General features: G+C 60.1%; 26 protein-coding genes. 20 read left to right on the forward strand and 6 right to left on the reverse strand.

What is annotated here, in order from left to right; translation table 11 throughout:
• Positions 1-7 precede the first annotated feature (7 nt).
• Genes kdpC through BTUS_RS02870 form a run of 3 tightly spaced genes read left to right on the forward strand, consistent with a single transcriptional unit; the run spans position 8 to position 4032 of the window.
• Positions 8-586: a potassium-transporting ATPase subunit KdpC gene (gene kdpC / locus BTUS_RS02860; protein WP_013074625.1), complete on the forward strand. Its 579-nt coding sequence runs from the start codon at positions 8-10 to the stop codon at positions 584-586.
• 15 nt (positions 587-601) lie between these two features.
• Positions 602-3319, forward strand: a complete 2718-nt coding sequence (locus BTUS_RS02865) for a sensor histidine kinase (RefSeq protein WP_013074626.1) — start codon at positions 602-604, stop codon at positions 3317-3319.
• A 2-nt stretch (positions 3320-3321) separates the two neighbouring features.
• The gene (locus BTUS_RS02870) at positions 3322-4032 is read left to right on the forward strand and encodes a response regulator (protein ID WP_013074627.1); all 711 of its coding nucleotides are present in this window, start codon (positions 3322-3324) and stop codon (positions 4030-4032) included.
• A gap of 15 nt (positions 4033-4047) precedes the next feature.
• Here BTUS_RS02870 and BTUS_RS02875 read toward each other — a convergent pair whose 3' ends face one another.
• Positions 4048-4248 carry a hypothetical protein gene (locus BTUS_RS02875; RefSeq protein ID WP_013074628.1) on the reverse strand — a complete coding sequence of 67 codons (201 nt, stop codon included), beginning with the start codon at positions 4246-4248 and terminating at the stop codon, positions 4048-4050.
• Positions 4249-5007: 759 nt separating this feature from the next.
• Here BTUS_RS02875 and BTUS_RS02885 point away from each other — a divergent pair.
• From BTUS_RS02885 to BTUS_RS02920, 8 genes are all read left to right on the forward strand, one after another.
• Positions 5008-5310 carry a metal-sulfur cluster assembly factor gene (locus tag BTUS_RS02885; protein WP_013074630.1) on the forward strand — a complete coding sequence of 101 codons (303 nt, stop codon included), beginning with the start codon at positions 5008-5010 and terminating at the stop codon, positions 5308-5310.
• Positions 5311-5466: 156 nt separating this feature from the next.
• Positions 5467-6255 carry a Fe-S cluster assembly ATPase SufC gene (gene sufC, locus BTUS_RS02890; RefSeq protein ID WP_013074631.1) on the forward strand — a complete coding sequence of 263 codons (789 nt, stop codon included), beginning with the start codon at positions 5467-5469 and terminating at the stop codon, positions 6253-6255.
• A gap of 19 nt (positions 6256-6274) precedes the next feature.
• Positions 6275-7597 carry a Fe-S cluster assembly protein SufD gene (gene sufD / locus BTUS_RS02895; RefSeq protein ID WP_013074632.1) on the forward strand — a complete coding sequence of 441 codons (1323 nt, stop codon included), beginning with the start codon at positions 6275-6277 and terminating at the stop codon, positions 7595-7597.
• The gene (locus tag BTUS_RS02900; RefSeq protein ID WP_013074633.1) at positions 7594-8823 is read left to right on the forward strand and encodes a cysteine desulfurase; all 1230 of its coding nucleotides are present in this window, start codon (positions 7594-7596) and stop codon (positions 8821-8823) included. Before sufD ends, BTUS_RS02900 begins: the two co-directional genes overlap by 4 nt.
• On the forward strand, positions 8810-9280 hold the full coding sequence (sufU, locus tag BTUS_RS02905; RefSeq protein ID WP_013074634.1) for a Fe-S cluster assembly sulfur transfer protein SufU: 471 nt from the start codon (positions 8810-8812) through the stop codon (positions 9278-9280). Before BTUS_RS02900 ends, sufU begins: the two co-directional genes overlap by 14 nt.
• 39 nt (positions 9281-9319) lie before the next feature.
• Positions 9320-10717: a Fe-S cluster assembly protein SufB gene (sufB, locus tag BTUS_RS02910; protein ID WP_013074635.1), complete on the forward strand. Its 1398-nt coding sequence runs from the start codon at positions 9320-9322 to the stop codon at positions 10715-10717.
• Between the two features lie 99 nt (positions 10718-10816).
• A complete protein-coding gene (locus BTUS_RS02915; RefSeq protein WP_041304809.1) occupies positions 10817-11131 on the forward strand; it encodes a non-heme iron oxygenase ferredoxin subunit in 315 nt (104 codons plus the stop codon).
• Between the two features lie 21 nt (positions 11132-11152).
• Entirely contained in the window at positions 11153-11620 is a 468-nt protein-coding gene (locus BTUS_RS02920; protein WP_013074637.1) for an RrF2 family transcriptional regulator, read from the forward strand.
• 173 nt (positions 11621-11793) lie between these two features.
• Here the strand turns inward: BTUS_RS02920 and BTUS_RS02925 are convergent, their stop codons facing one another.
• Positions 11794-12930 carry an HAD family hydrolase gene (locus BTUS_RS02925; protein WP_013074638.1) on the reverse strand — a complete coding sequence of 379 codons (1137 nt, stop codon included), beginning with the start codon at positions 12928-12930 and terminating at the stop codon, positions 11794-11796.
• 322 nt (positions 12931-13252) lie between these two features.
• Here BTUS_RS02925 and BTUS_RS02935 point away from each other — a divergent pair, with 322 nt between their 5' ends.
• Positions 13253-14038, forward strand: coding sequence for an enoyl-CoA hydratase (locus BTUS_RS02935; protein WP_013074639.1), 786 nt, complete (start codon positions 13253-13255; stop codon positions 14036-14038).
• Positions 14039-14156: 118 nt separating this feature from the next.
• Here the strand turns inward: BTUS_RS02935 and BTUS_RS02940 are convergent, their stop codons facing one another.
• Positions 14157-14633 (reverse strand): NUDIX hydrolase, encoded by a 477-nt coding sequence (locus BTUS_RS02940; RefSeq protein ID WP_013074640.1) that lies wholly within the window; start codon positions 14631-14633, stop codon positions 14157-14159.
• Between the two features lie 131 nt (positions 14634-14764).
• Here BTUS_RS02940 and BTUS_RS02945 point away from each other — a divergent pair, with 131 nt between their 5' ends.
• The gene (locus BTUS_RS02945) at positions 14765-15022 is read left to right on the forward strand and encodes a YuiB family protein (RefSeq protein ID WP_013074641.1); all 258 of its coding nucleotides are present in this window, start codon (positions 14765-14767) and stop codon (positions 15020-15022) included.
• Positions 15023-15099: 77 nt separating this feature from the next.
• On the opposite strand, the gene BTUS_RS02950 is transcribed toward BTUS_RS02945, so the two are convergent.
• Positions 15100-15591, reverse strand: a complete 492-nt coding sequence (locus BTUS_RS02950; protein WP_013074642.1) for an inorganic diphosphatase — start codon at positions 15589-15591, stop codon at positions 15100-15102.
• Positions 15592-15877: 286 nt separating this feature from the next.
• Here BTUS_RS02950 and BTUS_RS02955 point away from each other — a divergent pair, with 286 nt between their 5' ends.
• The 5 genes from BTUS_RS02955 to cax all read left to right on the forward strand — a co-directional run bounded on the left by BTUS_RS02955 (position 15878) and on the right by cax (position 21547).
• The gene (locus BTUS_RS02955; protein WP_013074185.1) at positions 15878-16786 is read left to right on the forward strand and encodes a Druantia anti-phage system protein DruA; all 909 of its coding nucleotides are present in this window, start codon (positions 15878-15880) and stop codon (positions 16784-16786) included.
• Complete coding sequence (locus tag BTUS_RS02960) at positions 16783-18198, forward strand: transposase family protein (protein WP_013074643.1); 1416 nt, start codon at positions 16783-16785, stop codon at positions 18196-18198. The genes BTUS_RS02955 and BTUS_RS02960 overlap by 4 nt, the downstream gene beginning before the upstream one ends.
• 284 nt (positions 18199-18482) lie before the next feature.
• A complete protein-coding gene (locus BTUS_RS02965) occupies positions 18483-18833 on the forward strand; it encodes a DUF485 domain-containing protein (protein WP_013074644.1) in 351 nt (116 codons plus the stop codon).
• Entirely contained in the window at positions 18830-20335 is a 1506-nt protein-coding gene (locus BTUS_RS02970) for a solute symporter family protein (protein ID WP_013074645.1), read from the forward strand. Before BTUS_RS02965 ends, BTUS_RS02970 begins: the two co-directional genes overlap by 4 nt.
• 141 nt (positions 20336-20476) lie before the next feature.
• The gene (gene cax, locus BTUS_RS02975; protein WP_174260403.1) at positions 20477-21547 is read left to right on the forward strand and encodes a calcium/proton exchanger; all 1071 of its coding nucleotides are present in this window, start codon (positions 20477-20479) and stop codon (positions 21545-21547) included.
• A gap of 53 nt (positions 21548-21600) precedes the next feature.
• Here cax and BTUS_RS19055 read toward each other — a convergent pair whose 3' ends face one another.
• Positions 21601-22200: a lytic transglycosylase domain-containing protein gene (locus tag BTUS_RS19055; RefSeq protein ID WP_083780289.1), complete on the reverse strand. Its 600-nt coding sequence runs from the start codon at positions 22198-22200 to the stop codon at positions 21601-21603.
• 457 nt (positions 22201-22657) lie between these two features.
• Complete coding sequence (ilvA, locus tag BTUS_RS02985; RefSeq protein WP_013074648.1) at positions 22658-23863, reverse strand: threonine ammonia-lyase; 1206 nt, start codon at positions 23861-23863, stop codon at positions 22658-22660.
• A 410-nt stretch (positions 23864-24273) separates the two neighbouring features.
• Here ilvA and hisC point away from each other — a divergent pair, with 410 nt between their 5' ends.
• Both hisC and BTUS_RS02995 read left to right on the forward strand, forming a co-directional pair.
• A complete protein-coding gene (gene hisC, locus BTUS_RS02990) occupies positions 24274-25410 on the forward strand; it encodes a histidinol-phosphate transaminase (RefSeq protein ID WP_013074650.1) in 1137 nt (378 codons plus the stop codon).
• A gap of 28 nt (positions 25411-25438) precedes the next feature.
• Positions 25439-26536: a bifunctional 3-deoxy-7-phosphoheptulonate synthase/chorismate mutase gene (locus BTUS_RS02995; RefSeq protein ID WP_013074651.1), complete on the forward strand. Its 1098-nt coding sequence runs from the start codon at positions 25439-25441 to the stop codon at positions 26534-26536.
• Positions 26537-26611: the final 75 nt, after the last annotated feature.

Below are 26611 nucleotides of genomic sequence, written 5' to 3' on the forward strand. Positions count from 1 at the left end.
GACGGGCATGGCGAGAACGTGGTGGACGGCGGTTCGCAGCGTTCTGGTCTTGACGGTTCTCACCGGGGTGGCGTACCCTCTGGTGGTGACGGGGCTGGCACAGCTGCTTTTTCCCTGGCAAGCAAACGGATCTCTGGTCGAGTCCGGCGGCCGGGTGGTGGGTTCGGCGTTGATCGGGCAAACCTTTCAAGACCCGCGGTATTTTCACGGACGGCCTTCGGCGGCCGGTCAGGGGTATGACGCCGAATCGTCTTCGGGCTCCAATGCGGGCCCGACCAACCCCGATTATTTGAAAACGGTTCAGGAACGGGTGGATCAGGTGCGCCAAGAAAATGGCCTGCCTCCCGGGGCTCCGGTGCCGTCAGACCTGGTGACCGCTTCGGGCAGCGGGCTGGATCCGGATATCAGCCTCTCCGCTGCCCGGATTCAGATTCCCCGGGTGGCCGCGGCCAGGCACTTGTCGGTGCAGCAGGTGGAGCAAGTGGTTCAACAGCATGTTCGAGGGTTGCAGTGGGGATTGTTTGGGGGAGGTCCGCGGGTCAACGTATTGGAGTTGAATCTCGCCCTGGACCGGATGAGCGGTTGATGTGAGGAGAGAACCATGACAAAGGATGAGAGGATCCCGCCCCGGCGCGATCCGGATGCCCTCCTGGCTGACCTGCGGGAAGAGGCCAGGCGGGGGAAGTTGACAGTGTTTCTTGGCGCCACGGCCGGTGTTGGGAAGACCTACGCGATGCTCGAAAGCGCTCACGAGCGGCTCCGTCAGGGCGTGGATGTGGTGGTGGGCTGGGTGGAAACCCACGGGAGACCGGAGACCGAGGCGCTGCTTCAAGGTCTCCCGGTGGTGCCCCCGAAGACACTGACCTACAAGAACCGGACCTTCCAAGAGATGGACTTGGAAGGGATCTTGGCGCGGCGCCCCAGCCTGGTCCTGGTGGACGAGTTGGCTCATACGAACATTCCGGGCTCGCGCCATGCCAAACGGTATTTGGATGTCGAAGAGCTTTTGGCTGCGGGCTTCGATGTCTTCACTACGGTGAACATTCAACACCTGGAAAGCCTCAACGACGTGGTGGCAAGAATCACCGGGGTCACGGTCAAAGAGACTGTTCCAGACCGCGTGTTGGAAACGGCCTATCAGGTCCAATTGGTGGATGTGCCTCCGGACGAACTGTTGCAGCGACTTCGGGAAGGGAAAGTCTACGTTCCTGAGGTCGCCCGCCAGGCAGCCCGGTCGTTTTTTCGCCCGGGGAACGTTCAAGCCCTTCGGGAACTGGCTCTAAGGTACACCGCCCAGAAGGTCGACCGCCAGGTCGAGGACTATATGCGCGCTCACGCCATCGACGGTCCTTGGCCGGCGGGGGAGCGAGTGATGGTTTGTATCAGCCCGAGCCCCTTCTCGGCTCAGCTTATCCGGGTGGGCCGAAGGATGGCGGCGGGTCTGAAAGCGCCGTGGTTGGTGGCCTACGTGGAATCCCCCAGCAAGCCGCCCGGTGACGCGGAACGGATTCGCGTATCGAAGTACCTTCGCCTCGCCGAGGAATTGGGAGCGGAGACGGCGGTGATGACCGCGGATCGGGTGGCCGAAGAGCTGGTAAAACTGGCCAAGCGGCGCAATGTGACGCAAATCATCATTGGCAAGCCGCTCCATTCCCGATTGGAGGACTGGCTTCGCGGATCCCTGGTGGATCAGGTGATCCGCGGCAGTGAGGGGGTTCGCATTCACGTCATCCCCGGTAAACCGGGAAAGACGGCCATGGTGGCCACCCGCCGATGGCCCCGGCGGAGGACCGCGGCAAAGTCCCGGCCTTGGGGTCAGTACGGAATCGCCCTGGGTATGGTGATCGTATGGACGGTGGTTTTATATCTGGTTGAGCCCGTCCTCGGTCTGGTGAACGTGGCCCTCCTGTACCTGTTTCCGGTCCTTTTCAGCGCGGTGCGGTGGTCACTTGGCCCGGCCGCCGTCGCCGCGGTGGCCGGGGTGCTGGCTTTTGATTATTTCTTTGTGCCGCCGACCTTCAGTTTTACCGTGGCGGATCTTCGATACGCCTTGACCTTTGCAGTGTTTCTCTCTGTGGCCGTCCTCACCGGTCGGTTGGCAACCGGGCTTCGTCAGCAGATTCGGACGATTCAACGCCGGGAAACCCAGACCGCGGCGTTATACGCCCTGAGCCGCCAAATGACCGCGGTGAGCGACCTGAATGCGATTGCCGAGAGTATTGTGGTGCATGTGGCGGAATCGGTGGATGGCGAGGTCGCACTGTTTTTGCCCGACGAGACGGGACATTTGGCGGTCCGGAGGTCGACGGGCTCAGGGGCCTGGCTGACAGGGGCCCAGGAGTTGGCCACAGCCCAGTGGGTGTTCCATCGGGGCGAGCCCGCGGGGCGGGGGACCCAGACCTTGGCGGAGGCCGAGGCGCTCTATCTCCCGTTGCGGTTTGAACGCCGCGTCCTCGGCGTGTTGGCCGTGCGCCCCGGCAACCCCGGGGATATCGGGGAGATTCCCTCGGAGCAGCGGGAGTTGCTCCACGCCTTTGCCGGCTTGGCGGCGGCGGCAATCGCCCGGGTGCGCCTGGCGGAACAGGCGAAAGTGGCCGAAGTGGCTGCAGAATCGGAGCGCCTTCGCACGGCGCTGTTGAATTCGATCACCCACGATTTGCGCACCCCTCTCGCCTCGGTGATCGGATCGGTCACCAGCCTTCTTGAAGGCGACGAAATTTTTGACCCGAAAGATCGCCGGGAACTGTTGATGACGATTTATCAGGGCGCCCTGCGGATGAATCGCCTCATTGCCAATCTCCTGGACATGGCCCGGATTGAGAGCGGGATGATGCAACTCCACAAAAAATGGTGCGATCTGGAGGACGTGGTTGGGGTAGCCCTTGCTCAATCGGAAGAATGGCTGCACAACCGGGAAGTGCACCTGAACATCCCCCGGGAGATGCCGATGGTTCTCGCGGATGACGTATTGCTTGAGCGGGTGATGGCGAATCTTCTCGGCAACGCGGTAAAATTCTCGCCGCCCGGCAGCCCCATCGAAGTGGCGGCGGAGGTGGAAGATGGCGCGGTCGAGGTGTCCGTGACGAACCGGGGGGCCCCCATTCCGGAAGAAGAGTTGGAGAAGGTGTTTGAAAAATTTTATCGCGCCCCCGGGGCCCACGTGCAACCCGGTACCGGACTGGGTCTTGCGATCTCCAAGGCCATCGTCGAGGCGCACGGGGGCTCGATTTGGGCGGAAAATATCCCTGGGGGCGTTCGGGTGGCATTTCGCCTTCCTGCGGATCGCCCACCCGAGCTGGCGAGAAGGGAGGAGACATAAAGATGGCCGGAGGGGCCCGGATTGTCATCGTGGACGACGAGCCGCAGATCCGTAAATTCCTTCGGGTTTCTCTGCGGGCCCATGGCTACGAGACCCTTGAGGCGGAAACCGGCGAGGATGGACTGCGCCAGGTGACCGCTGGCAAGCCGGACTTGGTGATTTTGGACTTGGGGCTGCCGGATATGCGGGGAGCGGACGTTCTACGGGCGATTCGGGAGTGGTCGTCGGTTCCGGTGATCATCTTGTCCGTGCAGGAGCAGGAAGAAGAGAAGATCCGAGCGTTGGACGCCGGGGCGGACGATTATATCACAAAACCTTTCGGCATGGGCGAACTGCTCGCTCGGATCCGGGTGGCGCTGCGCCATTCGGCCAAGGCCAGCGGGGACCCGGTTATCAAATTGGGCACTCTGAGGATCGATCTCGGGACCCGGGAAGTGACTGTCGGGGGGCAGGCGGTAAAACTCACCCCTACCGAGTATGAACTGCTGAAAGCTTTGGCTTCCCACCCCGGTCGGGTGATGACCCACCGCCAACTGTTGAAGGCGGTATGGGGATCGGGCTATGAACAGGATATTCACTCCCTGCGGGTGTACATCGGCCAGTTGCGGCGCAAAATCGAAGAAGATCCGGCGCGTCCCCGGTGGATCGTTACCGAGCCCGGGGTGGGGTATCGTCTGCGCTTGCCTCACGAGGAGACATCGGTGGAAGAGTGAATGAGAGATCCAATCTCATCCATCCCAGGGGGGCCCCTCTTCTAAAGCGGACAAAGCTGCCTCCCGGTTTGGGTAGGCGTGGGGCAAAAAGTATCCGGTGGGATATCGTGGGCAGTTGGGGATGACGATGTGCCACCGCCCGGGCGCGGTTTGATGGATCGTGTATGGTAGGCCGTCGATTTCGCGATGGGGCAATCCGCGCAGCTCGATCCACATCTCGATCCTTCCCCCTTTGGACGGAGCGTCGGACCCGTATATCGATTGTGCACCGAGCAGGCGGGGTCTATGCGGGTTCGGGGAAAGCCTCAAAATGACAGGGACCGGGCCTGGGCCCGGTCATCCGCGTGAACGAAAGCAAGGGGGCGGTTCTCAATTCCCAGCGGTTAAATCCAGAAAAACGGGAATGGGGAGACGGAAGGGAGGACGATGGGCGGAAGAAAAATTCCAGCGCCGATCCAAGGCCAGGGTGCGGGGAACTGGCGGTTTTCGGCCGGATATGCGATATAGCTGGGATCGGCGGCCGGTTCGAAGGAGTCACCGCGAACTTCGGGATCCCTTCGGGGGCCAGGCGGCGCCATGTAGTAAAAGGGGTAGGACGGTGTTGATTCGGACATGGCATTCCCTCCTTCTTCGGGTTCCCTTTAGCCTATGTCGGGACGGACGCTCGTCGTTCCGGGCCATGGCCCGGATTGCCCGGGGCGGATGACATTCCCGGATGTCCGTGCGTATGTTGGGGGTGAGCGGTCCTTTCGCGTTCAGGCAGGGATACAGTCGCGCGGGGGGATCGCCGAAAGAGGCGCCGTGTCGGCGCCTTTTTCACATCGCCAGTTCGGCCTCCAATCGTTGATCTTTACGCCATCAGCCAGGATGTCGCATAATACCTATAACGGGTAAAGCCGAAGTCTTGGGCGGCAGGCCGAAGGACGGCGCTGCCCGGAGGAGAGCGCGGGAACCCGGCGAAAGGAGTGGCGGAGAATGGCAACGGTGGACGAAGTGCGAGAGGTCTTGACCGAGGTATACGATCCCGAGTTGCAGATCGACATTGTCAACTTGGGTATGGTCTATGATATCCAGGTGAACGGCGGGGACGTGCACGTCACCATGACCCTCACGGCCATGGGCTGCCCGATTTTTGATCTGTTGAAGCGACAGATCCAAGAAAGGGTTTCGGAGTTAGACGGCGTGGATAACGTGGACGTGGAGTTGACGTTCGATCCCCCCTGGTCTCCGGAAAAGATGTCGGAAGAAGCCAAGCTCGCCATGCGCTACATGTTCTGATCGCTTCTCCCGGTCTCTGCGGTGGCCCAGAGCTTGCATTCTGCGCGCGGTGTGGTATCCTGTAAAGCAAAAGGTGACTGTTTCAGTCATGATTTGATGACGATTGGGCGATACGATAAAGGGTGGGGCACCTTTTTCAGATGAGGAGGACAGGGGATGGCCAATCAGCCGTGGTTGAAAGTTGAACAACTGCACGTCTCTGTGGAGGGCACGGAGATTCTCAAGGGTGTGGACCTGGAAGTGCGCGGGGGTGAAGTGCATGCCATCATGGGGCCAAACGGCACCGGCAAAAGCACCTTGGCCTCGGCACTGATGGGCCATCCAAAATATGAAGTCACCCAAGGGCGGGCATGGCTGGACGGTGAAGACCTCCTGGCGATGAAAGTTGACGAACGAGCCCGAAAGGGACTGTTCCTCGCGATGCAATACCCCAGCGAGGTTCCGGGGGTGAGCAACGCGAATTTTCTCCGTTTGGCGCTCAACGCCCGAAGAGGTGAGGGGAACGAAATCCCGGTGCTCCGTTTTCACCGGGAACTGCAGAAACAGATGGCCGCTCTGGAGATGGATCCCTCCTTCGCAGAACGTTATTTAAACGAAGGGTTCTCCGGAGGCGAGAAGAAGCGGAACGAGATTCTTCAGATGGCGATGTTGAAGCCCCGAATCGCGATTCTCGATGAAATCGACTCGGGCTTGGACATCGACGCCTTGAAGATCGTGGCGAAAGGGGTCAACGACTTGCGGGGTCCCGAGCTCGGCGTGTTGATCATCACCCATTACCAGCGCCTGTTGCAATACATTGTCCCCGACCGGGTCCACGTGATGATGCAAGGGCGGATCGTCCGCTCGGGCGGCCGCGAGCTCGCTGAAGAATTAGAAGCCAAAGGATACGATTGGCTCAAACAGGAGCTCGGCATCGAGGACCACACGGTGGCGTCTCAGTCGTGAAGGGGGAGGGAATGGCGCAATGACGGTGGGACAGGTGATTCAGATCGACCGGGCCGCGGTGGAGCGGTTGGCCCAGGAGCGGGGAGAACCCGCGTGGCTGCGGGAGTGGAGGCTGGAGTCGTGGGACCGGTATACCCGGCTTCCGATGCCAAAGCTGGAACGCAGCGATCTCGGAAAGCGAAGTTTTGAGGAAAAGTGGCGGATGGAGGCCGACGCGGGCGTTGCTTTGCAGTCTGGGAATTCCACATTCGGTGTGGCGGAGGATCAGCTCGCCGGGCCGGACAGGGCGGAAGCGGCGGCAACGGCGGTGTTCTCCGGGTCCGGCCGTCCCCGTATCCATCTTCAGGCGTCCTTGGATGACCGCGGGGTATACGTGGCGGATTTGTCCACCGCCGCCCGGGAACGGGAAGAGGTGGTGCGCAGGACCTTGGGAAGCCTCGTATCCCCGGGAGAAAACCGCTGGACAGCCCTTCAGAGTGCTTGTTGGAACGCCGGGCTGTTCGTGTATGTCCCCAAAGGGGTGCGGGTTGAGGCGCCGGTCCTTATTTCGTATCGCTGGGAGGACCCGCGAAACCCGATATTCCCCCGGGTCCTGGCCGTGGTGGAAGAGGGGGCTTCCCTCACTCTCGTGGAGACGTGGTCGGGCACAGAGCTGGGGCAGGAGGGCGCCTCCACGGCGGTGGTGGATGAGTACCTCGTGGAGGCAAACGGCGAACTCCGGGTCGCCACGTTGCAAGATTTGCCCCGGGAGGTCACCGGATTTCTCACCCGGCGGGGGCGGACGGCCCGAGACGCCCGATTGGATTGGGCCATCGGGGAGATGGGGGAAGCTTATTTAGTAGCCGAGTACGGGACGAACCTGGAGGGCCCCGGCAGCCGGTCCGAGGCGAAGGTGGTGGCCGTGGGCACGGGCCGCCAACATCTCGACCTGACCCTTCACATGGTGCATCGGGGGCGGTTTACGGTGAGCGATATTCTGGCCCGGGGGGTGGCCCTGGATCGCTCAGACCTGGTGTTCCGGGCGGTGACAGGCATCGAGAAAGGGGCGGTGGGCACCGACGGCCACCAGGCCGAGGGATTGCTCTTGCTCAGCCCCAAGGCCCGGGCGAACGCCATTCCCATGTTGCTGATCGACGAGAACGACGTCAAGGCGGATCACGCCGCCAGCGTCGGGAAGATCAATGCCGAGCAGATGTACTATTTGATGTCCAGGGGAATTCCCGAGGATGAGGCGAAACGGCTCATCGTTCGAGGGTTTTTGGATCCGGTGATCGACCGCTTGCCTCTGGCTGACGTGAAGGGCTGGATGGAACGTCTGGTGGAGAGGAAGATGGCCCGATGAACCTGCGCGACATCCGACAGGATTTTCCCATTTTATCACAGCCGATGAACGGCAAGCGCCTCGTTTATCTGGATAGCGCGGCCACATCCCAGAAGCCTCTGCCGGTGATCGAACGCATCGCCCGGTATTATCGGGAGGAGAACGCCAATGTCCATCGGGGAGTGTACGCCTTGGCCGCCAAGGCCACCGATGCCTACGAAGGAGCCCGGGAAAAGGTGGCTCGGTTCATCGGGGCAGCCTCGGCGGATGAAATCGTCTTTACCCGGGGCACCACCGAAAGTTTGAATCTGGTGGCTTCCGGTCTCGGCCGCCGGTTGGTGAGCGAGGGGGACGAGATCGTCATCACCCCCATGGAACATCATAGTAATTTGATTCCCTGGCAGCAATTGGCGATCGCCACTGGGGCGACGTTAAAATATATCCCCTTGCAGAAGGATGGGACCCTGAATCTGGCCGATGTCGAGGAGACGATCACCGACCGGACAAAGATCGTGGCGGTGGCCCATATCTCGAATGTCTTGGGGACCATCAACCCGGTGCGGGAGATGGCCGCCATCGCCCACCGGCACGGGGCGGTGATGGTGGTGGACGGCGCCCAGAGCGTGCCCCACCAACCGGTGGACGTGAAGGAACTGGAGTGCGATTTTCTCGCTTTCTCCGGGCACAAAATGTGCGGGCCGACGGGGATTGGCGTGCTGTACGGAAAGCGGCGCTGGCTGTCGGAGATGGAGCCCATTTATTACGGCGGTGAGATGATCGAGGTGGTTGAACGATATCGGTCCACCTGGAAGGAATCGCCGTGGCGTTTTGAGGGCGGGACGCCCAACATCGCCGGGGCTGTGGGCCTTGGGGCGGCGGTAGACTACCTGACGGAGATCGGCATGGACACGATTCAGGGGCGGGAGCAGGAATTGATTCGCCTGGCCATGGAACGGCTGGAGGAGATTCCGGAACTCGTGATTTACGGCCCCGACGCCGGACACCGGGTGGGGTTGGTGACCTTCAACCTCAAAGGCGTTCACCCCCACGATGTGGCGACGGTCTTGGATGCCGAGGGGGTGGCCATCCGGGCGGGACATCACTGCGCCCAGCCGCTGATGCGGGAACTCGGGGCAGCGGCGACAGCCCGGGCGAGCTTTTATTTCTATAACACTGAGGAGGACGTCGACGGCCTGGTCGCCGCCCTGATGAAAGCAAAGGAGTTTTTTACCCATGCAGTTGGATGACCTATACCGCCAGGTAATTATGGACCATTATCAGCACCCCAGAAACCGCGGCCAGTTAGAAGGGGACGCGGTGAGTGTCCACCTCCACAACCCCACCTGCGGAGACGACGTCACCTTACAGTTGGCCGTGGATGGGGATGTCGTGCGGGATGTGCGGTTCGAGGGGGTCGGCTGTTCCATCAGCATTGCGTCGGCGTCGATGATGACCGAGGCGATTCGGGGAAAGAAGCTCGACGATGCCCTCGCTTTATCGGATTCGTTCCACCGCATGATTCGGGGAGAAGAAACCGACTCCGAGGGCCTCGGCGACCTGGAGGCGCTTCAAGGGGTGTCGAAATTTCCCGCCCGGGTGAAATGCGCGCTGCTCGCGTGGAACGCCCTGGAACGGGCGGCGGAAATCGAAAAGAACCGCGGTGGCGGCGCGGACGGCGGTGACGGGGCGGCCGGATCGCAATGACACGTCCAATGAATCGATAATATGCGGGGAGGGACTGAAATGGCGAAGGTGATCCCGGAGCTTGAGGAGTACCAGTACGGATTTCGCGATCCGGACATCGCGGTGGTCAAGTTTCAGAAGGGCTTGAACCGCAAAGTGGTGGAAGAGCTGTCGATGATGAAAAATGAGCCGGGCTGGATGACCGACTTCCGCCTCCGGTCCCTGGAAATTTTCCTCTCAAAGCCCCTGCCGACCTGGGGTGGCGATCTGTCGGAACTCAATTTTGACGACATCACGTACTATGTAAAACCCACCGAGCGGCAGGGCAAGACCTGGGAGGACGTACCCGAAGAGATCAAAACGACCTTCGACCGCCTGGGTATTCCCGAGGCGGAACGAAAGTTCCTGGCGGGGGTATCGGCCCAGTACGAATCTGAAGTCGTTTATCACAGCATCCAGAAGAATTTGGAGGAGCAGGGCGTCATCTTTACCGACACCGATACTGCCCTGCGGGAGTATCCCGAGCTGTTCAAAGAGTATTTTGCCACGGTGGTGCCCCCCGAGGACAATAAGTTCGCGGCTCTGAACTCCGCGGTGTGGAGCGGCGGGAGCTTTATTTACGTCCCGAAAGGGGTGAAATGCGATGTGCCCCTTCAGGCGTATTTCCGGATTAACTCCGAAAACATGGGGCAGTTCGAGCGGACGTTGATCATCGCCGACGAAGACAGTTTCGTGCATTACGTCGAAGGGTGCACGGCGCCGATCTACAGCACCGATTCCCTGCACAGCGCGGTGGTGGAGATCATCGTGAAGGATCGGGCCCGGTGTCGGTACACCACGATCCAGAACTGGGCGCCGAACATCTACAACCTGGTGACCAAGCGGGCGGTGGCTTACGCCGACGCCACGATGGAGTGGGTGGACGGCAACATCGGTTCGAAGCTGACCATGAAGTACCCGGCGGTCTATATGATGGGGCCCCGGGCCAAAGCGACGGTCCTTTCCATCGCGGTGGCGGGCAAGGGGCAGCACCAAGACGCCGGAGCCAAGGTGGTACACGCGGCACCGGACACCACCTCGACGATCATTTCGAAGTCGATCAGCAAACAGGGGGGGAAGACGACCTACCGGGGTTTGGCGCATTTTTCGCCCCGAGCCCAGGGGGCCAAAGCGAACATCAAGTGTGACACCCTCATCCTGGATGAAAACTCGACTTCCGATACCGTGCCGGTGAACGAGATTTTGAATGATGATATCACGTTGGAACATGAGGCCACAGTTTCCCGGGTGAGTGAAGAGCAGCTTTTCTACCTGATGAGCCGGGGATTGAGCGAGGAAGAGGCCACCCGGATGATTGTGATGGGCTTCATCGAGCCCTTTACCCGGGAGCTGCCCATGGAGTACGCCGTCGAGATGAACCGGTTGATCAAGTTCGAAATGGAAGGCTCCATCGGCTGATCCGGCGAAGGCCGAAACAGTGCGGGACCCGGGTGCCGACCGCGCCGCCGGGACCGGCGGCGGAGGCCCGGGGTGGAGCTGGACAAAGGAGTCGAAAAGATGGCGTTGGTGAAAATCGCATCGGTGGGAGAGCTGGAGCCGGGACAGATGAAGCGGGTGCAGTTGGGGGAGGCGGATCTGGCCCTGTACCGGGTCGGTGACGAGTATTATGCCACCGCAGACCTCTGCACCCACGCCACGGCTTCCCTCAGCGAAGGGACGTTGGAAGGGTATATTGTACAGTGTCCCAAACACGGCGGGCGGTTCGACGTGCGGACCGGTGCCGCCGTTCACCTCCCGGCTTTCACCCCGGTTCAGACCTACGAGGTGACGGTCCGGGACGGGGGGATCTGGATCGACGATGATGATGTGTGACGAGAACGGGAGGTATCGCCCGTGAAATTATCGAACCGCACCGAGTACGGATTGCGGGCTTTGGTGACGTTGGCGGAGCGCTCCGGCGGAGCTCCCATGTCCACTCGACAAATCGCGGAGATCGAAGGGATTCCCGAGCCGTTTCTCGACCAGATCATGGTGCTGTTGCGCCGGGCGGGGATCGTGAAAAGCGTGCGGGGGGTCAATGGAGGCTTTCTGCTGGCCCAATCTCCCGACCGGGTGTCTGTGGGGGAAGTGGTCCGGGTGCTGGAGGGATCTCTGCTTTTGATCGGGTGTGTCGACGAGGAGAACGGGGACATGTGGTGCGAGCGCACCCCCATCTGTCACACCCGGAAGGTGTGGGTGAAACTGAATGAAGGCATCACCAAGGCCTTGGGAAGTTTGACCCTGGCCGAAGTGGTGGAGACGGAAGAACCGACCTCCCAGGCCCAGGCCGGAAAAGGTGGGTGGGGCGGCAGCTACCACTAGGTCAACGGGTGGCCGCACAGAGGAGGGGGTTGCCCGCCGGGACACGGGTCTCCAGCGGCTCCCCACGACACCCCCTGGACAGAACCCATCTGCCAGGGGGTTTGTCGCGTCCGGGGAGTTTTTGCCCGTTGTGAGGGGCCCGAAGACTTTCGCTCTTGCCTTCGGAACGGGTGTCACCGGTTGAGGATCCCGCTTAAAACGTCGGGCAGCTGGGTCACGTCGTCAACAATCCAACGGACCCCCCGCTTTTCAAACGTCGCCCGGGCTTCTTGTCCACTGAGGCCCGTCAGGGTGGCGGCGAATCGGCAGCCGATTTTTCCCGCGGCCAGCCAATCGGCCAAGGAGTCGCCGACGATCAGAATGCGATCCGCCCCGGTCAGGGGCAGGGGGCGCCGTAAAAGCCGCAAAGCGGGTTCGTCCGGAACAATGGCCCGCAGATAGGTGAAAGGATGGGGTTTGGCCAGGGGTGCATACTGGGGAGCGGCATTTTCCGCTTCCAGCACGTCGTCCGCTGTCACAATCCGGTTGGGCTCAAAAGTATCGAGCAACTGAAGCGCCGACAGGGGGATCCGCGTTTCCATCCTCGGCCTCCCGGTCCCCATTCCCAGGAGCAGTTCCCGATCCCTCAGCCATTCCAGGATTTCCCGGATCTCCTCGGCGGGCCGGATCGGAATTTCATCGTACAAAAATCCCCGTTTCTCCTCCCGGGGCGCCTCCCCATACCGTTCGCGGTAATGTTCGGCCCCCAAGTACCACTCCTGGAAAACGTGCATCGTGACCGACCACAGGGCGCTCGTCCGGCCGAACTGATCGGTGGGCACGCCCGTCCACTCCCGGGCCCAATCGTTTAACGCCCGGAGCAGCCCATGTTGAACTGCGTCGGTGTTCTGAAGGGTGTCCAGAAAGGCGGCAAAATCCGGTTGGAATCCGATGTCCCGCAGCCGCCCGCCGATTTCGGGCAAAATTTTTCCGTCGATGGGGGACTCCAGCCAAGACCGCACCTGGGCCCGGTCATGAGAGGAAAATTCCTGCAGTCCCTGCAGGAGTTGGTACGAAAACGACAGGTAGACCATGTCCCAGTTGGAGTTGACCCCCTTGCCTTTGAGGGCGTGAAGGATTTTATCGTTCAAAAAAACCTTTTCGCGAACCACGCGGATCTGTTCTTCCGACGGATTTGCGGTAAAAGAACCTTCTAAACCGAGGTACCGGGGGCTGTACAAAAGCTCCCACACTGCTAACGCCGATCCGTCAAAATATCGCTCTTCGCTGAGCAAGACGCCGTCTACATCAAAAAGAACCAGTTCGAGCATGCCAACCCCCATCCAGAAACTGACCTGCGGCGCGCCTGTGTGATCCTCGGCAATTGACCTGCTCCGCGGACGGTGCGCCTTCCCACCTCTATAAGAGTACCACGGGGACGCGGGTGGTGCACGGATTTTTTCCGGAATATCTGAGGAGGCGAACGGGATCGGGGACAGAGGAACGGGCGCGGTGGTCAGAACGGGCAGGAATTTGCCCCGGCGTGTGGAAATACTTAATTCGCGGGCGATCTGCCGAGGGGCCGGAGTTCGGTGGGGGGACCCGCCATCGGTGCCGCCGGCACCCGAGAAAGTATGAAACGGAGGGCGAAGGATGAGCCAGCGCACAAAGGTTCAGTGGACGAAAGAAGAAGGCTATGCGGTCATCACCGTGGACAACCCGCCTCTCAATGTCATGAGTGAACAGGTGGGCCGGGAGCTTGGGGAGTGTGTGGACGAGATCGCCGAAGATCCCGACGTGGTGGCCGTGATTGTCACCGGCGCGGGAACCCGGGCGTTTATGGCCGGGGCCGATATTAAGGAATTTCCCCAGCGGATGAAACCCGGAGCCGCCGGAGAGATGTCCCGGCAGCTGCATGACGTGTTGAACCGCTTGGATGACCTGCCAAAACCGACGATTGCCGCCATTCGCGGCTACGCCCTGGGCGGCGGTCTCGAGCTCGCCCTCGCCTGCGACATGCGCATCGCCGGGGAAAGCGCGCAACTCGGGGTTCCCGAGGTGAAATTGGGACTCTTTCCGGGGGCAGGGGGGACCCAGCGCCTGCCGCGCCTGGTTGGCGAGGCCAAAGCGAAAGAGATGATGTTTACCGGCGATCCTGTCTCGGCTGCCGAAGCTCGACAGATTGGGCTGGTGAACCAGGTGGTGCCGGACGATCAGGTGATGGAAGCCGCAAAAAACCTGGCCAAAACGATCACTCAACGCAGCTTGATGTCCCTTGGCCGGATCAAACGACTGGTCGATCAAGGCCTGGAACAATCCCTAAAAGAAGGTCTCCAGCTCGAGGCGCAACTCTTTGATGAAATTTTTCAGACCGAGGATGTCCGGGAAGGGGTGCAGGCATTCCTGGAGAAGCGGGCCCCGAATTTCAAGCACCGCTGACCGACGCCGCGGCCGCCTGGCGGCCGTTTTCACGAATCGCCGGTGAGATCCGGTCCGGCCGCAGGCGGTGGTGATTCCCCCTGCGGCCGATCAACCGGCCGGTTGGATTTCTCGACAATCAGCCGTAGATGCGGCAACTCACGTACCCATAATCCCTGAATAGATCCAGCGGCTGGACGGTCAAAGCGGCCGAGGCTCGGGTGGACGCGACCAGGAATTCGGCACTTTCCGGGGAAGCGAGAATCTCCTCCGGGGTCAGAAAGGCGGCCTCGGAGATCTCCCGGCCGTCCGGGCGGGGTTCAATGTCCGGGTCCATGTCTTTTAAAGTCAGAACGATCAATGTGTCGTGCTTGCCGTTTCGCAACACCCCAGATCGAACGGCGATAATGCCAGTTGCCTCCCCGCGGCATCCGGTCTCCTCGTGAATCTCCCGGGCCACCGCTTCTTCCAGGGTCTCCCCGCCGTGTACGAACCCTCCGGGCAACGTCCACAAACCTCGTGTGGGTCCATAAGTCCTTTTGACCACGAGGATCTTGCCTTTTCGCTCCAGGCGGCCCGCCACACCGAGCCATACGTCCTGATCCCGTGTTCCCACCCCATCCCACCTCTTTCCCACTCCTCGGGTCGGTTTGACATTCGCAGCGATCCTTGGCACACTGAAACCGACCTCCGGCGCTCCGGCGCCGCAAAACAGCGAAAAGATGAACCGGAAAGGAAGGCGCCAGGATGATCGCTATGTTGGTGATTTTATCATTGTTAACCCTTGTGGTCACCTTCGGCCTCGGCTTTATCATTGACATGTTGACACCCTGGTGGACGAGCCTCGTCTTGTACGCGGCCTTGGTGGTCTACGTCTTGATCCGCACGTCGGGGGCCCTTCGGCCCTTTGACTGGACCCTGGTCATCATCGGCGCTGTGGGGGCAACGGCCAGCGGTCTCGTGATCCGGACGCTCAGAAGGCGGGGTTTCCGCATGTTCGGCTGACGAGGCGATGCGGAGGATCACCCATTCCCTGACCGAGCCCCCCTCCCGGTTGTCGGGCGGGGGCTGACCACGAACCTTTAACCTTTGTAGCGCTGCCGGGCTTCGTCGAGGAGACGACCGGCATCTTCAATTCCTCTCCACCCGTCCACCGTCACCTTTTTTCCTTCCAAATGCTTGTACACGGAAAAGAAATGGGCGATCTCATCGAGGATGTGGGGTGGAACGTCTTCGAGGGATTGCACTTGTTTCCACCTGGGGTCGTCCGTAGGCACCCCCAGGAGCTTCTCATCCTTCCCTTTGTCGTCCGTCATCAGCAACACCCCGACCACCCGAGACTCGATGACACACCCGGGAAAAGTGGGAAAAGTGGTCAGGACCAAGATGTCGAGGGGATCTCCATCTTCTGCTAATGTCTCTTGTATGTATCCGTACTCGGTCGGATAATGCATCGGTGAATAGAGCACCCGGTCCAGGCGGAAGACGCCCTTTTCTTTGTCGTACTCATACTTGTTCTGGCTGCCCGTGGGAATCTCAATAAATGCATCGACAATCAGCTTCTCCGTGGCCATTGTCCATCCTCCTCTGATCATTTCACGATCGTATTATACCGTATCCCATCGGTGGCGACAAAAGCACCTGGGTTTTTCGTCGAGGGCCAGCGGATCGCTCTTTCGAATCGATCGCTTTAGTGAAGCTAGTTTATTACAAAACAGTGCTGACGCATGAACCGGGAAGCCCTTGGGACGCTTGACTTCAGAGCGTGTCTCAAGAAAATTTGATTGCAAATACGACTGGACAGTTCTGAGCCCATCTGAGATGATAACCTTGGAGATGATGTCGAGAGGTGAGTCTCAGATGGACGTACCCTTTTGGATTGGCGACCGAGAGTTTCGCGAGGCGGACCTGGAATTGATTCGAAACACGGTCCAGCGGTTTTCCCGCTTGAGTCGAGAGGAAATCGCGGCGACCTTGTGTGAGAATCTGCCGTGGAAGTCCCCGAATGGCCGGCTGAAAGTCGAAGCCTGCCACAAGCTGCTTCTAAAACTCGAGCAAAAAGGAGTGATTACTCTTCCGCCCTTGCGAGCCCAGGGTCCCCGAGGGTGCCGGGAACGAAGAGGGGGGGTGGTACAAACCCAGCTTCAGGCGTGCCTGCGGGATGTCCTTCCGGTCATCGTGGAGCCGGTCCGTCCGGAAGAACGGGCAGACTGGAACGCGACCATGGCGGCGTATCACCCGTTGGGGTACCTTCGTGGGATCGGGGCCCGCATCCAGTACTGGATCCGGGCACAGGGACCAAACGGACCGGTCATTGTGGGGGCGATGTTGTTTGGGGCTGCGGCGAAGGCCCTGGCTGCACGGGATCAGTGGATCGGATGGGCGGCGGAGCAGCGCAGGCGGTATCGCCCACGAATCGTGAACAACAATCGGTTTCTGATTCTGCCGGGTGTACAGATTCCCCATCTGGCCAGTCATGCGCTTGCGTTGGCGGCCCGGCGGATTCGAGCGGATTGGAAGGCGCGCTATGGGTTTGAACCGGTTCTTCTGGAGACGTTTATCGAACCCCAATATCCAGGAACTTGCTACCGAGCGGCCAACTGGATCGAGATCGGGAAGACGGCGGGACGAGGAAGACAGGATCGATTCTTCGAGTATGGAACGTCCGTGAAATCGATCTGGGTCTATCCGCTGGTGCGGGACTGGCGGAAGCGGTTGGTCGAACCCTTTCCACAGCTTGTGGAAGACGAGTGGGGGGAATCGAGATGACGCTTCGGAATCCCGAGTCGATTCACCCCTGGACCCTTCCGAATCGGAAAAGCTCGTATCGAAACAGCGAGGAGGAGCGAGCGGACCGGCAAACGGCCGTGGAAGCCCAGTTGCCGGTTTGGCGAGCGTTGTTGCCGGGCTTGATGGAGAAGTTTTCACGGATTGCCGACCCCCGACGTCCGGGGAGCATTCGGCACAAACTGACTGTGCTTCTGACGTTTGGGCTGTTCATGTTTATCTTTCAGTATGCCTCCCGCAGAAGAGCCAATCGGGAACTGACGCGTCCAACGTTTTGGGAACACTTTCGGGAGATCTTTCCGGAGGTGGAAACCATCCCGCATATGGACACGGTGCAGCGGATCTTGGAACGGATCAATCCGGGGGAGCTCGAGGAGGTGATGACGGCGACGGTGAAGCGCCTTCTGCGGTCGGGACGACTGAAGGCGCTGTTGGTCGAGAAGCAATACGTGATCGCCATAGACGGCACCCAAAAGGCGAGTCGGGGGCAGCCCTGGGCCTCGGAGGCTTTGCATCGTCGGCACGGGGAGAACCAGGTCTCGTCCATGGCCTATGCCCTGGAGGCTAGCCTTGTCAGCCCTCAAGGGGTGGTCCTCCCGTTTCTCACGGAGTTTTGCGAGAATGCGGCTGAGCAGCAGGAGTTCGAGAAGCAAGACAGTGAACTGAAGGCCTGCAAACGGCTGCTGACCCGCCTGCGCAAGATGTTTCCCAAATTGCGGATCTTGGTGGTGGCCGACGGGCTGTACCCCAACGGGCCGATGATGGCGCTGTGTCGGGATCTGCATCTGGACTTTATGTTTGTCCTGCCCCAAAGCTGTTTGCCCAGTGTGTGGGAAGAGGTCAAAGGCTTGAGAAAGATCGAACCCAACGAGCGGAGACACCGGTGGGGCAATCGCGAGCAAATCTTTTGGTGGATCAATCAGATCGACTATGATTTCAGGGAGGCTTCCGGGGCGCACCGTCGGCTTAAGGTGCATGTCCTGGGATGTACAGAGTTTTGGGAAGAGGGGGGGAAGCAGCAGGAGGCGCATTGGGCGTGGGTGTCCGGGCAGCCGCTGACGGCACAAAATGTGGTGAACCGCTGCAATCGTGCGGCACGCCACCGATGGGACATTGAGGAACAGATCCTGACGGAGAAGCACCGGGGATACGAGTATGAGCACCTGTACTCCACCGACTGGACGGCGATGCGAAACTGGCACGTGCTGATGCACCTCGGCCATCTGGTGAACGTCATGGCCTTGCATACCGAAGGGCTGATGAAGAAAGTGCGGGAACTGGGCTTTAGCGGGACGTTGAAGTTTCTGTACGAAAGCTGGACGCAGGGGTGGATGGATCGGGACTGGCTGCTGGCGCGTTGCCAAGGTCCTCCGCGGCTGACGATGGCGTTTTAACAGGAATATCTTGCAACATCGTTCTGTGGGGGAGGGGAGCTGTAACCTCTGGGGATCCAATAATCAACAGAAATAGATTTTCCCGTCATTCAGGGCGATTCTCCTTTACAGGGACACCCTACAGGCAGAAGGGATTCAGAGTCCGGGGCCGCCTCAGCTGCCTCCGAATTTTTTCTACACCGGTTCATGCGTCAGCACTGATTACAAAAAGTCGACCTTGACGGAGGTTGATCGACAGACTATAGTATGCTATGTAGTGGAAATAATCTTAAAGGAGGGATCGTATGGCTGATCCGAGGATGAGGTCTGTAGAAAAGCGAGTCGAGGCATCACACAATTGGGAAGAAGTGGCATCCTCTCCAGCGTTCCGGCGGTTGATCGAGGAGAAAAAACGTTTCCTCGTCCCGGCCGTGGTGTTCTTTCTCGTGTATTATTTCCTCCTGCCTTCCTTTGCTGGATGGGCCAAGTCGCTGATGGCCGTTAAAGTCTCCGGAGCGATCAACTTTGGGTACGTGTTTGCATTGTCGCAGTTCGTCATGGTTTGGGGACTCGCTTGGCTGTACGTGCGCAAAGCGAACCAGTTTGACCGGATGGCCGAAAAAGTGGCCCAGGAAGTGAGAGGTGGGGGCGAATGAATTCCGCATTTATCTTGTTTGGCATTATTGTTCTCATTACTTTGGCAATTACGTATTGGGCGTCGCGCAGAACCCGGACAACCTCGGAGTTTTATGCCGCGGGCAGGTCCCTCACGGGGTGGCAGAACGGCCTGGCTATCTCCGGGGACTACATGAGCGCAGCGTCGTTTCTTGGAATCTCGGGCATGATCGCGTTGAGTGGCTATGACGGGTTTATGTACTCGGTGGGCTGGCTGGTTGCGTATCTCACTGTGCTCTTGATCGTGGCTGAACCGTTGCGTAATTCGGGTAAATACACAATGGCCGACGTGGTGTCGTTTCGGTTGACCCCGGCCCCGGTGCGATCCATGGCGGCCCTGAGCACCCTAGTGATCAGCACGTTTTATATGATCGCCCAGATGGTAGGCGCGGGCGGTTTGATTCACCTGCTGCTCGGCCTCGATTACACCATGGCCATTTTGATCATCGGCGTGCTGATGGTCCTGTACGTGGTGTTCGGGGGAATGCTCGCCACCACTTGGGTGCAGATCGTCAAAGCGGTACTGCTCATGGGCGGAACGATCGTCATCAGTTTCCTGGTGCTGATGAATTTTCACTTCAGCGTCTGGGAAATGTTTCAGGCTGTGGTCGACAAGTACGGCCCCTCCTATTTGGAGCCGGGGTTGCGCTTTAAGAATCCCATTGACCAGATTTCTTTGGGTTTAGCGCTGGTCTTGGGGACAGCGGGATTGCCCCACATTCTGATCCGGTTTTATACTGTGCCCACCGCCAAGGAAGCGCGCAAATCGGTAGTGTGGGCCACGGTCATCATCGGGGGATTTTATCTCATGACCACATTTCTTGGTTTTGGGGCTGCTGCCTTGGTGGGTAAAGACGAAATTCTCAAACTGGACAAAGGCGGCAACATGGCGGCGCCACTTTTGGCCCAGCACCTCGGCGGCGACTTCTTGATGGCCTTTATCGCTGCGGTGGCTTTTGCCACGATTCTGGCGGTGGTGGCCGGGCTGACCATTGCGGCTTCATCGGCCTTCGCCCATGATTTTTATTCCAATGTCATTCGCAGGGGACAGGCGACAGAAAGTGAGCAGGTGCGGGTGGCGCGGTATACGTCCTTGGTGGTGGGCGTGGCGGCCATTGCCCTGGGCATTCTGGCCCGGAACTGGAATGTGGCGTACATGGTGGCTTTGGCTTTTGCGGTCGCGGCCAGCGCCAATGTGCCGGTGCTCATCTTCTCCCTCTTCTGGAAGAGGTTTAACACCGCCGGAGCGGTGACGGGGATGGCCGTGGGACTGATTTCTTCCCTCGTCCTGGTGTTTATCAGCCCGGCGGTGATGGATGCGAAATCGGCCATTTTCCCGCTCCAAAACCCCGGGGTGGTCAGTATTCCCCTGGGATTCTTGGCCGCGTGGTTGGGGACGTACCTGCAGCCCGCCGAAAAAGATTCAGATCGGCGGTTTGCCGAGCTGTTTGTACGCTCTCAAACGGGGATCGGTGCAGAATAGAGACCGGCGGCGTGAAACGCCGGGGTGATGGTTGGTGCGAATTTTACGAAATGCGAACTTGGGGCCGCGCCGGTGGCGCGGTTTTTTTTTCGGGCTCTTCTTTTGCAGGCGTACAGCGGAACGTGGTACCATGACGGAGAGATGAAGGCGGGAGGAGGAGATGGATTATTGAGTCGGTGGATGGTGTGGCTATTGGTCATTTCTTTGCCCTTGACGGTGATCGGCGAGTGGTTGCATTGGTCTGAGATCTTGTTGTTTTGGCTGGCATGTCTCGCCATTATTCCCTTGGCCGGACTCATGGGACAGGCGACAGAGAGCATTGCCATTCGCAGTGGGCCTCGGATCGGGGGGCTGTTGAACGCCACTTTTGGGAATGCCGTGGAGCTGATCATCGGTTTTTTTGCGATTCGGCAAGGTCTGGTTCAAGTGGTGCAGGCTTCTCTTACCGGATCTATCCTCGGCAATCTTCTCCTGGTGGCAGGGCTGAGCTTTTTGATCGGAGGCATGCGATATCCTATCCAGACCTTTAACCGACTGGCCGCGGGCACCAATGCCTCCATGATGATGATCGGCGTGGTCATCGCTTTGGTCATTCCTGCCATTTTCACCCTGCAGCGGCCGGCCATTGGGTTGGAACTGAGCGTCGGAGTGGCGATCATCACTTGGTTGCTTTACCTGTTGGGTCTATTTTTCAGCCTGTTTACCCACCGGAACATCTTTAATTACACCCAAGATCTATCAGCTGAAGAAGCTCCTTGGGGCATGGCGCGGTCTCTCGGGGTGCTGGTGGCCGCCACTTTGGCCGTGGCCTATGAAAGTGAGATCTTGGTGGGAACGATTGAGCACGTATCAAAAGCTTTTGGTTGGTCGGACGTGTTTATCGGGGTGATCGTGGTGGCCATCATCGGCAATGCGGCGGAGCACAGTTCCGCTGTATTGATGGCCTGGCGGGACCGGATGGATGTGAGCCTGGAGATTGCCATCGGCAGCAGCCTGCAAATTGCGATGTTCGTCGCCCCGCTGTTGGTGTTCACCAGTCTGGCCGTGGGGAATCCGATGACCTTGGTGTTCTCTTGGCCCGAGATCGCGGCCATGGTTCTCGGGGTGGCGTTGATTACCCTCCTCTCCTTGGATGGCAAATCGAATTGGCTGGAGGGGGCAATGGCGCTCGGAGCCTACGTGATTATGGGGATTGGGTTTTACCTGATTTAAGAAGGACGGGAACGGGTCCCGAAGGACCCAGACCTTCACGGCGGGCCGAGCCTTCATACATAGCGCGCGTACAGTTGCTGGATGCGCCGGACGTAGGCCTGGGTTTCCTGATAAGGAGGGATGCCCCCGTACCGGTCCACGGCTCCGGGCCCAGCGTTGTAGGCGGCCGTCGCCTTCAGCACGTCCCCGCCGTACCGATCCAGAAGGCTTCGCAAGTATTGGGCTCCCCCATCCAGGTTTTGGGCGGGGTCGAGAGGATCGACCCCCAAAGCCCGGGCCGTGCTGGGCATCAGTTGCATCAGCCCCAGGGCACCGGCTGGAGAGCGGGCCGCCGGATTGCCGCCGCTCTCGGCCATCATGACCGCCCGGAGTAGGGCCGGATCCAGCCCCCGCCGGGCGGCGACATTCTGGATGAGGGCATCCCAGCGCCCGGTGCCGGGTGGGGCCGGGGATCCGTTCGCCACCGGGGCGAGGGCTGCGGTTTCGGATGTGGCGCCGAACAACATGGGCAAGACCGGCGCGGCCCCGGTGGAAGATCCAGAGGCCGAGAGGGCTTGGATCACGAAGGGCAAAAGGTCCGCGCCAAAGCTGTCTCCTTGGCTCAGAGGGCTGCTTGGATCGGAAGAGCCTCCGGCATCGGGCAGAGCGGCCATCCGCGCTGCGGCCCAGATTCGCACCAGGTCGAGCCACGCCTTGATCCCCGCGGCGGAACCTTGGGACGGGGCATTGGAGGAAACCGCTTGCGGCGTTGCGGCCCTTTCGGCTTCCTTTGGGGGTGGGGATAGAACTCCAGACGTCGCCCCTGGGCGCGATCCGAGTGCTTGATCCAGATGATCGCCAAAGGTCGAGGGATTGTGGGCTCCCGTTGGCCGAGCTGTGGTGGAGCCAAGCGGCGAGGGAGTGGCGGCCGGGATTCGGGGGGCTCCAGCCAGGCCAATTTCCGACATGAGGTCCATCCCCATCGCTCCTTCCGGAAAGACGGTTTTGCTGGGATAGTCGAACCAGTATTCGTCCGGCGGGGGCGATTCTCCTGCTCGACGCCAGGCCCGTCCCCCCGGCCCTCACCTGGCCTGTTCGGGCGAAAGGATTCCAGGCTGAGAGGGGTCGTTCTTAGCGGAGAACCACCTGATACCCTTTCTTCCGTAAGGAGCGCTCCACGTGACCGACGTGATCCGGGTCCCGGGTCTCCAGTTCTAATTCCACTTCTGTGAACCCCGGGGGAATCGAGGGGCCCATCCGCCGATGAGAAACCGTGAGAACGTTGGCCCGGAGTTCCGCGATGACGCTGAGGAGCCCCTGAAGGGCGCCGGGGCGATCCGGGATTACCGTTTGAAGGCGCACATAGCGTCCGGCTTCGGCCAGGCCGTACTGCAGAATGCGGCTCAGAACGGTGCCGTCCACGTTCCCGCCGCTGACGACTGCCGCGACTTTTTTTCCGGCCAAGGGCAGTTTATGGAAGAGGAGCGCGGCGGGGGCGGCGGCACCGGATCCTTCGACCAAGAGTTTGTAGCGTTCGAGCAAGAGCAACATTGTCCTCGCGATTTCCACGTCGCTGACCACGATCACGTCGTCCACGTATGCCTGAACCAATCGCAGGGTGAGTCGGCCGGGTTTTTTTACGGCAATCCCGTCGGCCAGGGTGTGCGCGGAATAAAGCCCCACGGGTGTTCCGGCTTTGAGAGAAGCTTTCATGGAAGCGGCGCCCTCCGCCTCCACGCCATATAGTTGAATCGTCGGTTTGATGGATTTGGCCGCCACGGCAATGCCGGCGATGAGCCCTCCACCCCCGATGGGAACGACTATGGCCTCTAGATCGGGACATTGTTCCAGGATTTCTAAGCCCACCGTCCCCTGACCCGCCACGATGTCGGGGTCGTCAAAGGCGTGAATGAACACCGCTCCAGTTTCCTCCCGGTACTGTTGGGCGAAAGTCTGGGCGGCGTCATAATCCGCGCCGTGCAGGAGCACCCGGGCGCCGTAATCGGTGGTTGCTTTGATTTTGGAAAGGGCGGCGCCTTCGGGCATCACCACGGTGCTGGGAATTCCCGCCCGGGCGGCGGCATAGGCTACCCCCTGGGCGTGGTTTCCCGCCGATGCGGCGATTACCCCATGTTTTTTCGCGTCTTCAGGCAGACGGCGGATTTTGTTGTACGATCCGCGGATTTTGAAGGATCCAGTCTTTTGGAGGTTTTCAAGTTTCAGCCATACCTCGCATCCTGCAAGACGGCTAAAGGTGTGTGTCAAATGCAGCGGCGTCCTTCGGGCGATATCGCCAAGGGTGTGCCGGGCCTCCTGGATGTCGGACAAGGTGAGCATGCGAACCCCTCCCAATGAGAAAATCAACCTTTTTCCTATTGCCGCCCACTGCTGTCTATGTTATAATGCTCGCCAAGTAGAAGGCTGATGGCGATGCAGGAGAGAGTAGGCGTCGGGAACCCACAGGGAGGGAGCGCCGGAGACTGGAAGCGTTCCCGGGGAAACGCCGCTGAAGTTCACTCCTGGGCCGTCCGGGGGAAAGGCCCGTGGGGCCGAGTAGTTCGGACCGGAGCGTCCTCGTTATTGGACGGCGCCCCTTTTTTGGGGCGCGTGAGTGGGCGGCGACTGTGCCGTCAACTAGGGTGGTACCGCGGAGCCGTGCTTCGCCCCTTGGGGTGCGGCTCCTTTTTCATTTTATCAAAGTTGCGGCGGAAGGTTCAGCATGGCCCAGGATGAAAGGAGTGAAGGGGATGGCCGGAATCATCGGATCCCGGGCACGGCCCGCCATTATGGGCATCGAGCCTTACGTACCGGGAAAACCGATTGAAGAGGTCCAGCGAGAGTTTGGCTTGAAAGATGTGGTGAAGCTGGCGTCTAACGAGAACCCCCTCGGGCCGTCTCCGAAGGTTCAGGAAGTGCTGGTTCAGGCAGCGGCCAATCTGCACCGCTATCCGGATGGAGGGGCCGTGATGTTGCGCCGCGCCCTCGCTGAATTCTACGGGGTGCCCGAAGCGGGGGTCTTGATGGGCAATGGCTCGGATGAGCTGATCAAGTTGATCGCCGAGTCTTTTGTGGAGCCCGGGGATGAAGTGATCGTGCCGTCGCCGTCCTTTTCGGAGTATTGGTTTGCCACCCAGGTGATGGCGGGCCGGACGGTGGCGGTTCCCCTGGACGAAAGATTTCAGTATAACCCCGAACGCATTCTCGAGGCGGTGACGGCGAGGACCAAACTGATGTATTTGTGTACGCCGAACAACCCGACGGGCACGTACATTCCGGAGAAAACTTTGACGGATTTGGTTCGTCGGGTTCCGGATCACGTGCTGGTGGTCCTCGACGAGGCGTATCACGAGTATGTTGAGGCCGAAGATTACGGCCATGGGCTGCCTCTGCTTCGGGAAGGGGCCCCGGTGGTGGTCCTGCGCACTTTTAGCAAGCTGTACGCCTTGGCGGCGCTGCGCGTGGGGTATGCCCTCGCCGATCCGGAAATCATCCAGGTGATCAATCGGGTGCGGGAACCTTTCAACGTCAATGCCGTGGCTCAGGCGGCGGCGGTGGCGGCCCTCGGGGATGAGGAGCACCGCAGGAAAAGCTTCGAAGTCAACCGGGCGGGCAAGCGGCAGTTGTATGAAGGGCTGGAAGCCCTGGGATGCCGATGTGTTCCCACCGAGGCGAATTTCATCCTCGTTGAGGTTCCGCACTCATCCACCGCAGTGTTTGAAAGCCTTCTGCGGCGGGGAGTGATCGTCCGGGACGGGGCGGCCTTCGGGTTGCCGCGGTATTTGCGGATTAGCATTGGAACCGAGGCGGACAACGCCCGGCTTCTGGAAGAGATGGCGGAAGTTTTTCGGACTTTGGACGCCCGCCCGGCGGGGTTGGCGGATTAAACCGAAGATCGCAAGGAGGGTACTGGCGATGAAAGGAGAAACCATGGAACAGCTGCGAACGCAGCTGGACGAGATCAATATGGACCTGTTGCGGCTCCTCAGTCGGCGGGCGGACATCGTGCAGCGGATTGGTCGGGTGAAACAGGCCCAGGGAGTTCAGCGGTTTGATCCTTTGCGGGAAAAGGAGATGCTGGACCGCATTGTGTCGGCCAACCCCGGTCCCTTTGACGACAGCACCATTCGGCACTTGTTTAAACAGATTTTCCAAGCGTCCTTGCAATTGCAGGAAGAAGAGAAGATGCATCTCTTGGTGAGCCGGAAGCGTCGGGCCGAAGACACCGTGGTGGAAGTCAAGGGTGTCCGCATCGGCAACGGTCATCCCATCGTGGTGGCGGGCCCCTGTTCGGTGGAGACCCGGGAGCAGATGGAGACGGTGGGCCAGGGACTGCGGGCCCAGGGTATTGTGGTGATGCGGGGCGGAGCCTACAAGCCCCGGACGTCTCCGTATGATTTTCAGGGACTCGGCCGGGAAGGATTGGTGATGTTGCGGGAAACTGCCGACAAGTACGGCATGGTGGCGGTCAGCGAGATCGTCAATCCGGCCGACATTGAGATGGCCACGCAATATGTGGACATCATCCAGATCGGGGCTCGTAATATGCAGAATTTCGAGCTCTTGAAGGCGGCGGGGTCTGTGCGGACGCCAGTCCTGCTCAAGCGGGGACTTTCCGCGACCATCGAGGAGCTGTTGTTTGCCGCGGAGTACATTATGTCCCGGGGGAATGATCAGATCATTCTTTGCGAAAGGGGCATCCGCACCTATGAAAAGGCGACCCGCAATACCCTGGATATTTCGGCGGTGCCGATCCTGAAGCAGGAGAGTCATCTGCCGGTCTTTGTCGATATCAGTCATTCCACCGGCCGGAAGGACATTATGATACCTGTGGCGAAGGCCGCTTTGGCGGCGGGGGCGGACGGGATCATGGTGGAAGTGCATCCCGAACCCAGTGTGGCATTATCGGATGCGAAACAGCAGATCAATCTCGAACAGTTCGGCCAGCTCATGGACGCCCTGCGGGAAGCGGGATACCTTCCGCCTGTCGCCGAAAGGGTGGCAACGCGCTGAGGCTTGCCTCTGCGGGTGCAATTCCCGGGGCGGCATCGCCCCGGGGAACAAAAAGGGCCGCTTTGGTCGGTGCCC

The organism is Kyrpidia tusciae DSM 2912, from assembly GCF_000092905.1.
Lineage (GTDB): Bacteria > Bacillota > Bacilli > Kyrpidiales > Kyrpidiaceae > Kyrpidia > Kyrpidia tusciae.

Bases quoted from the DNA above. Each gene is read 5' to 3' on its own strand.
- sufB (WP_013074635.1), top strand. From the start codon at position 9,320: ATGGCGAAGGTGATCCCGGAGCTTGAGGAGTACCAGTACGGATTTCGC.
- BTUS_RS02885 (WP_013074630.1), top strand. From the start codon at position 5,008: ATGGCAACGGTGGACGAAGTGCGAGAGGTCTTGACCGAGGTATACGAT.
- BTUS_RS02955 (WP_013074185.1), top strand. From the start codon at position 15,878: ATGGACGTACCCTTTTGGATTGGCGACCGAGAGTTTCGCGAGGCGGAC.
- BTUS_RS02915 (WP_041304809.1), top strand. From the start codon at position 10,817: ATGGCGTTGGTGAAAATCGCATCGGTGGGAGAGCTGGAGCCGGGACAG.
- BTUS_RS02950 (WP_013074642.1), bottom strand. From the start codon at position 15,591: ATGGCCACGGAGAAGCTGATTGTCGATGCATTTATTGAGATTCCCACG.
- BTUS_RS02900 (WP_013074633.1), top strand. From the start codon at position 7,594: ATGAACCTGCGCGACATCCGACAGGATTTTCCCATTTTATCACAGCCG.
- BTUS_RS02945 (WP_013074641.1), top strand. From the start codon at position 14,765: ATGATCGCTATGTTGGTGATTTTATCATTGTTAACCCTTGTGGTCACC.
- sufD (WP_013074632.1), top strand. From the start codon at position 6,275: ATGACGGTGGGACAGGTGATTCAGATCGACCGGGCCGCGGTGGAGCGG.
- BTUS_RS02995 (WP_013074651.1), top strand. From the start codon at position 25,439: ATGAAAGGAGAAACCATGGAACAGCTGCGAACGCAGCTGGACGAGATC.
- hisC (WP_013074650.1), top strand. From the start codon at position 24,274: ATGGCCGGAATCATCGGATCCCGGGCACGGCCCGCCATTATGGGCATC.
- sufC (WP_013074631.1), top strand. From the start codon at position 5,467: ATGGCCAATCAGCCGTGGTTGAAAGTTGAACAACTGCACGTCTCTGTG.
- BTUS_RS02875 (WP_013074628.1), bottom strand. From the start codon at position 4,248: ATGTGGATCGAGCTGCGCGGATTGCCCCATCGCGAAATCGACGGCCTA.
- BTUS_RS02965 (WP_013074644.1), top strand. From the start codon at position 18,483: ATGGCTGATCCGAGGATGAGGTCTGTAGAAAAGCGAGTCGAGGCATCA.
- BTUS_RS02970 (WP_013074645.1), top strand. From the start codon at position 18,830: ATGAATTCCGCATTTATCTTGTTTGGCATTATTGTTCTCATTACTTTG.
- ilvA (WP_013074648.1), bottom strand. From the start codon at position 23,863: ATGCTCACCTTGTCCGACATCCAGGAGGCCCGGCACACCCTTGGCGAT.
- cax (WP_174260403.1), top strand. From the start codon at position 20,477: ATGAAGGCGGGAGGAGGAGATGGATTATTGAGTCGGTGGATGGTGTGG.
- kdpC (WP_013074625.1), top strand. From the start codon at position 8: ATGGCGAGAACGTGGTGGACGGCGGTTCGCAGCGTTCTGGTCTTGACG.
- sufU (WP_013074634.1), top strand. From the start codon at position 8,810: ATGCAGTTGGATGACCTATACCGCCAGGTAATTATGGACCATTATCAG.
- BTUS_RS02870 (WP_013074627.1), top strand. From the start codon at position 3,322: ATGGCCGGAGGGGCCCGGATTGTCATCGTGGACGACGAGCCGCAGATC.
- BTUS_RS02925 (WP_013074638.1), bottom strand. From the start codon at position 12,930: ATGCTCGAACTGGTTCTTTTTGATGTAGACGGCGTCTTGCTCAGCGAA.
- BTUS_RS02865 (WP_013074626.1), top strand. From the start codon at position 602: ATGACAAAGGATGAGAGGATCCCGCCCCGGCGCGATCCGGATGCCCTC.
- BTUS_RS02935 (WP_013074639.1), top strand. From the start codon at position 13,253: ATGAGCCAGCGCACAAAGGTTCAGTGGACGAAAGAAGAAGGCTATGCG.
- BTUS_RS02960 (WP_013074643.1), top strand. From the start codon at position 16,783: ATGACGCTTCGGAATCCCGAGTCGATTCACCCCTGGACCCTTCCGAAT.
- BTUS_RS19055 (WP_083780289.1), bottom strand. From the start codon at position 22,200: ATGGCCGCTCTGCCCGATGCCGGAGGCTCTTCCGATCCAAGCAGCCCT.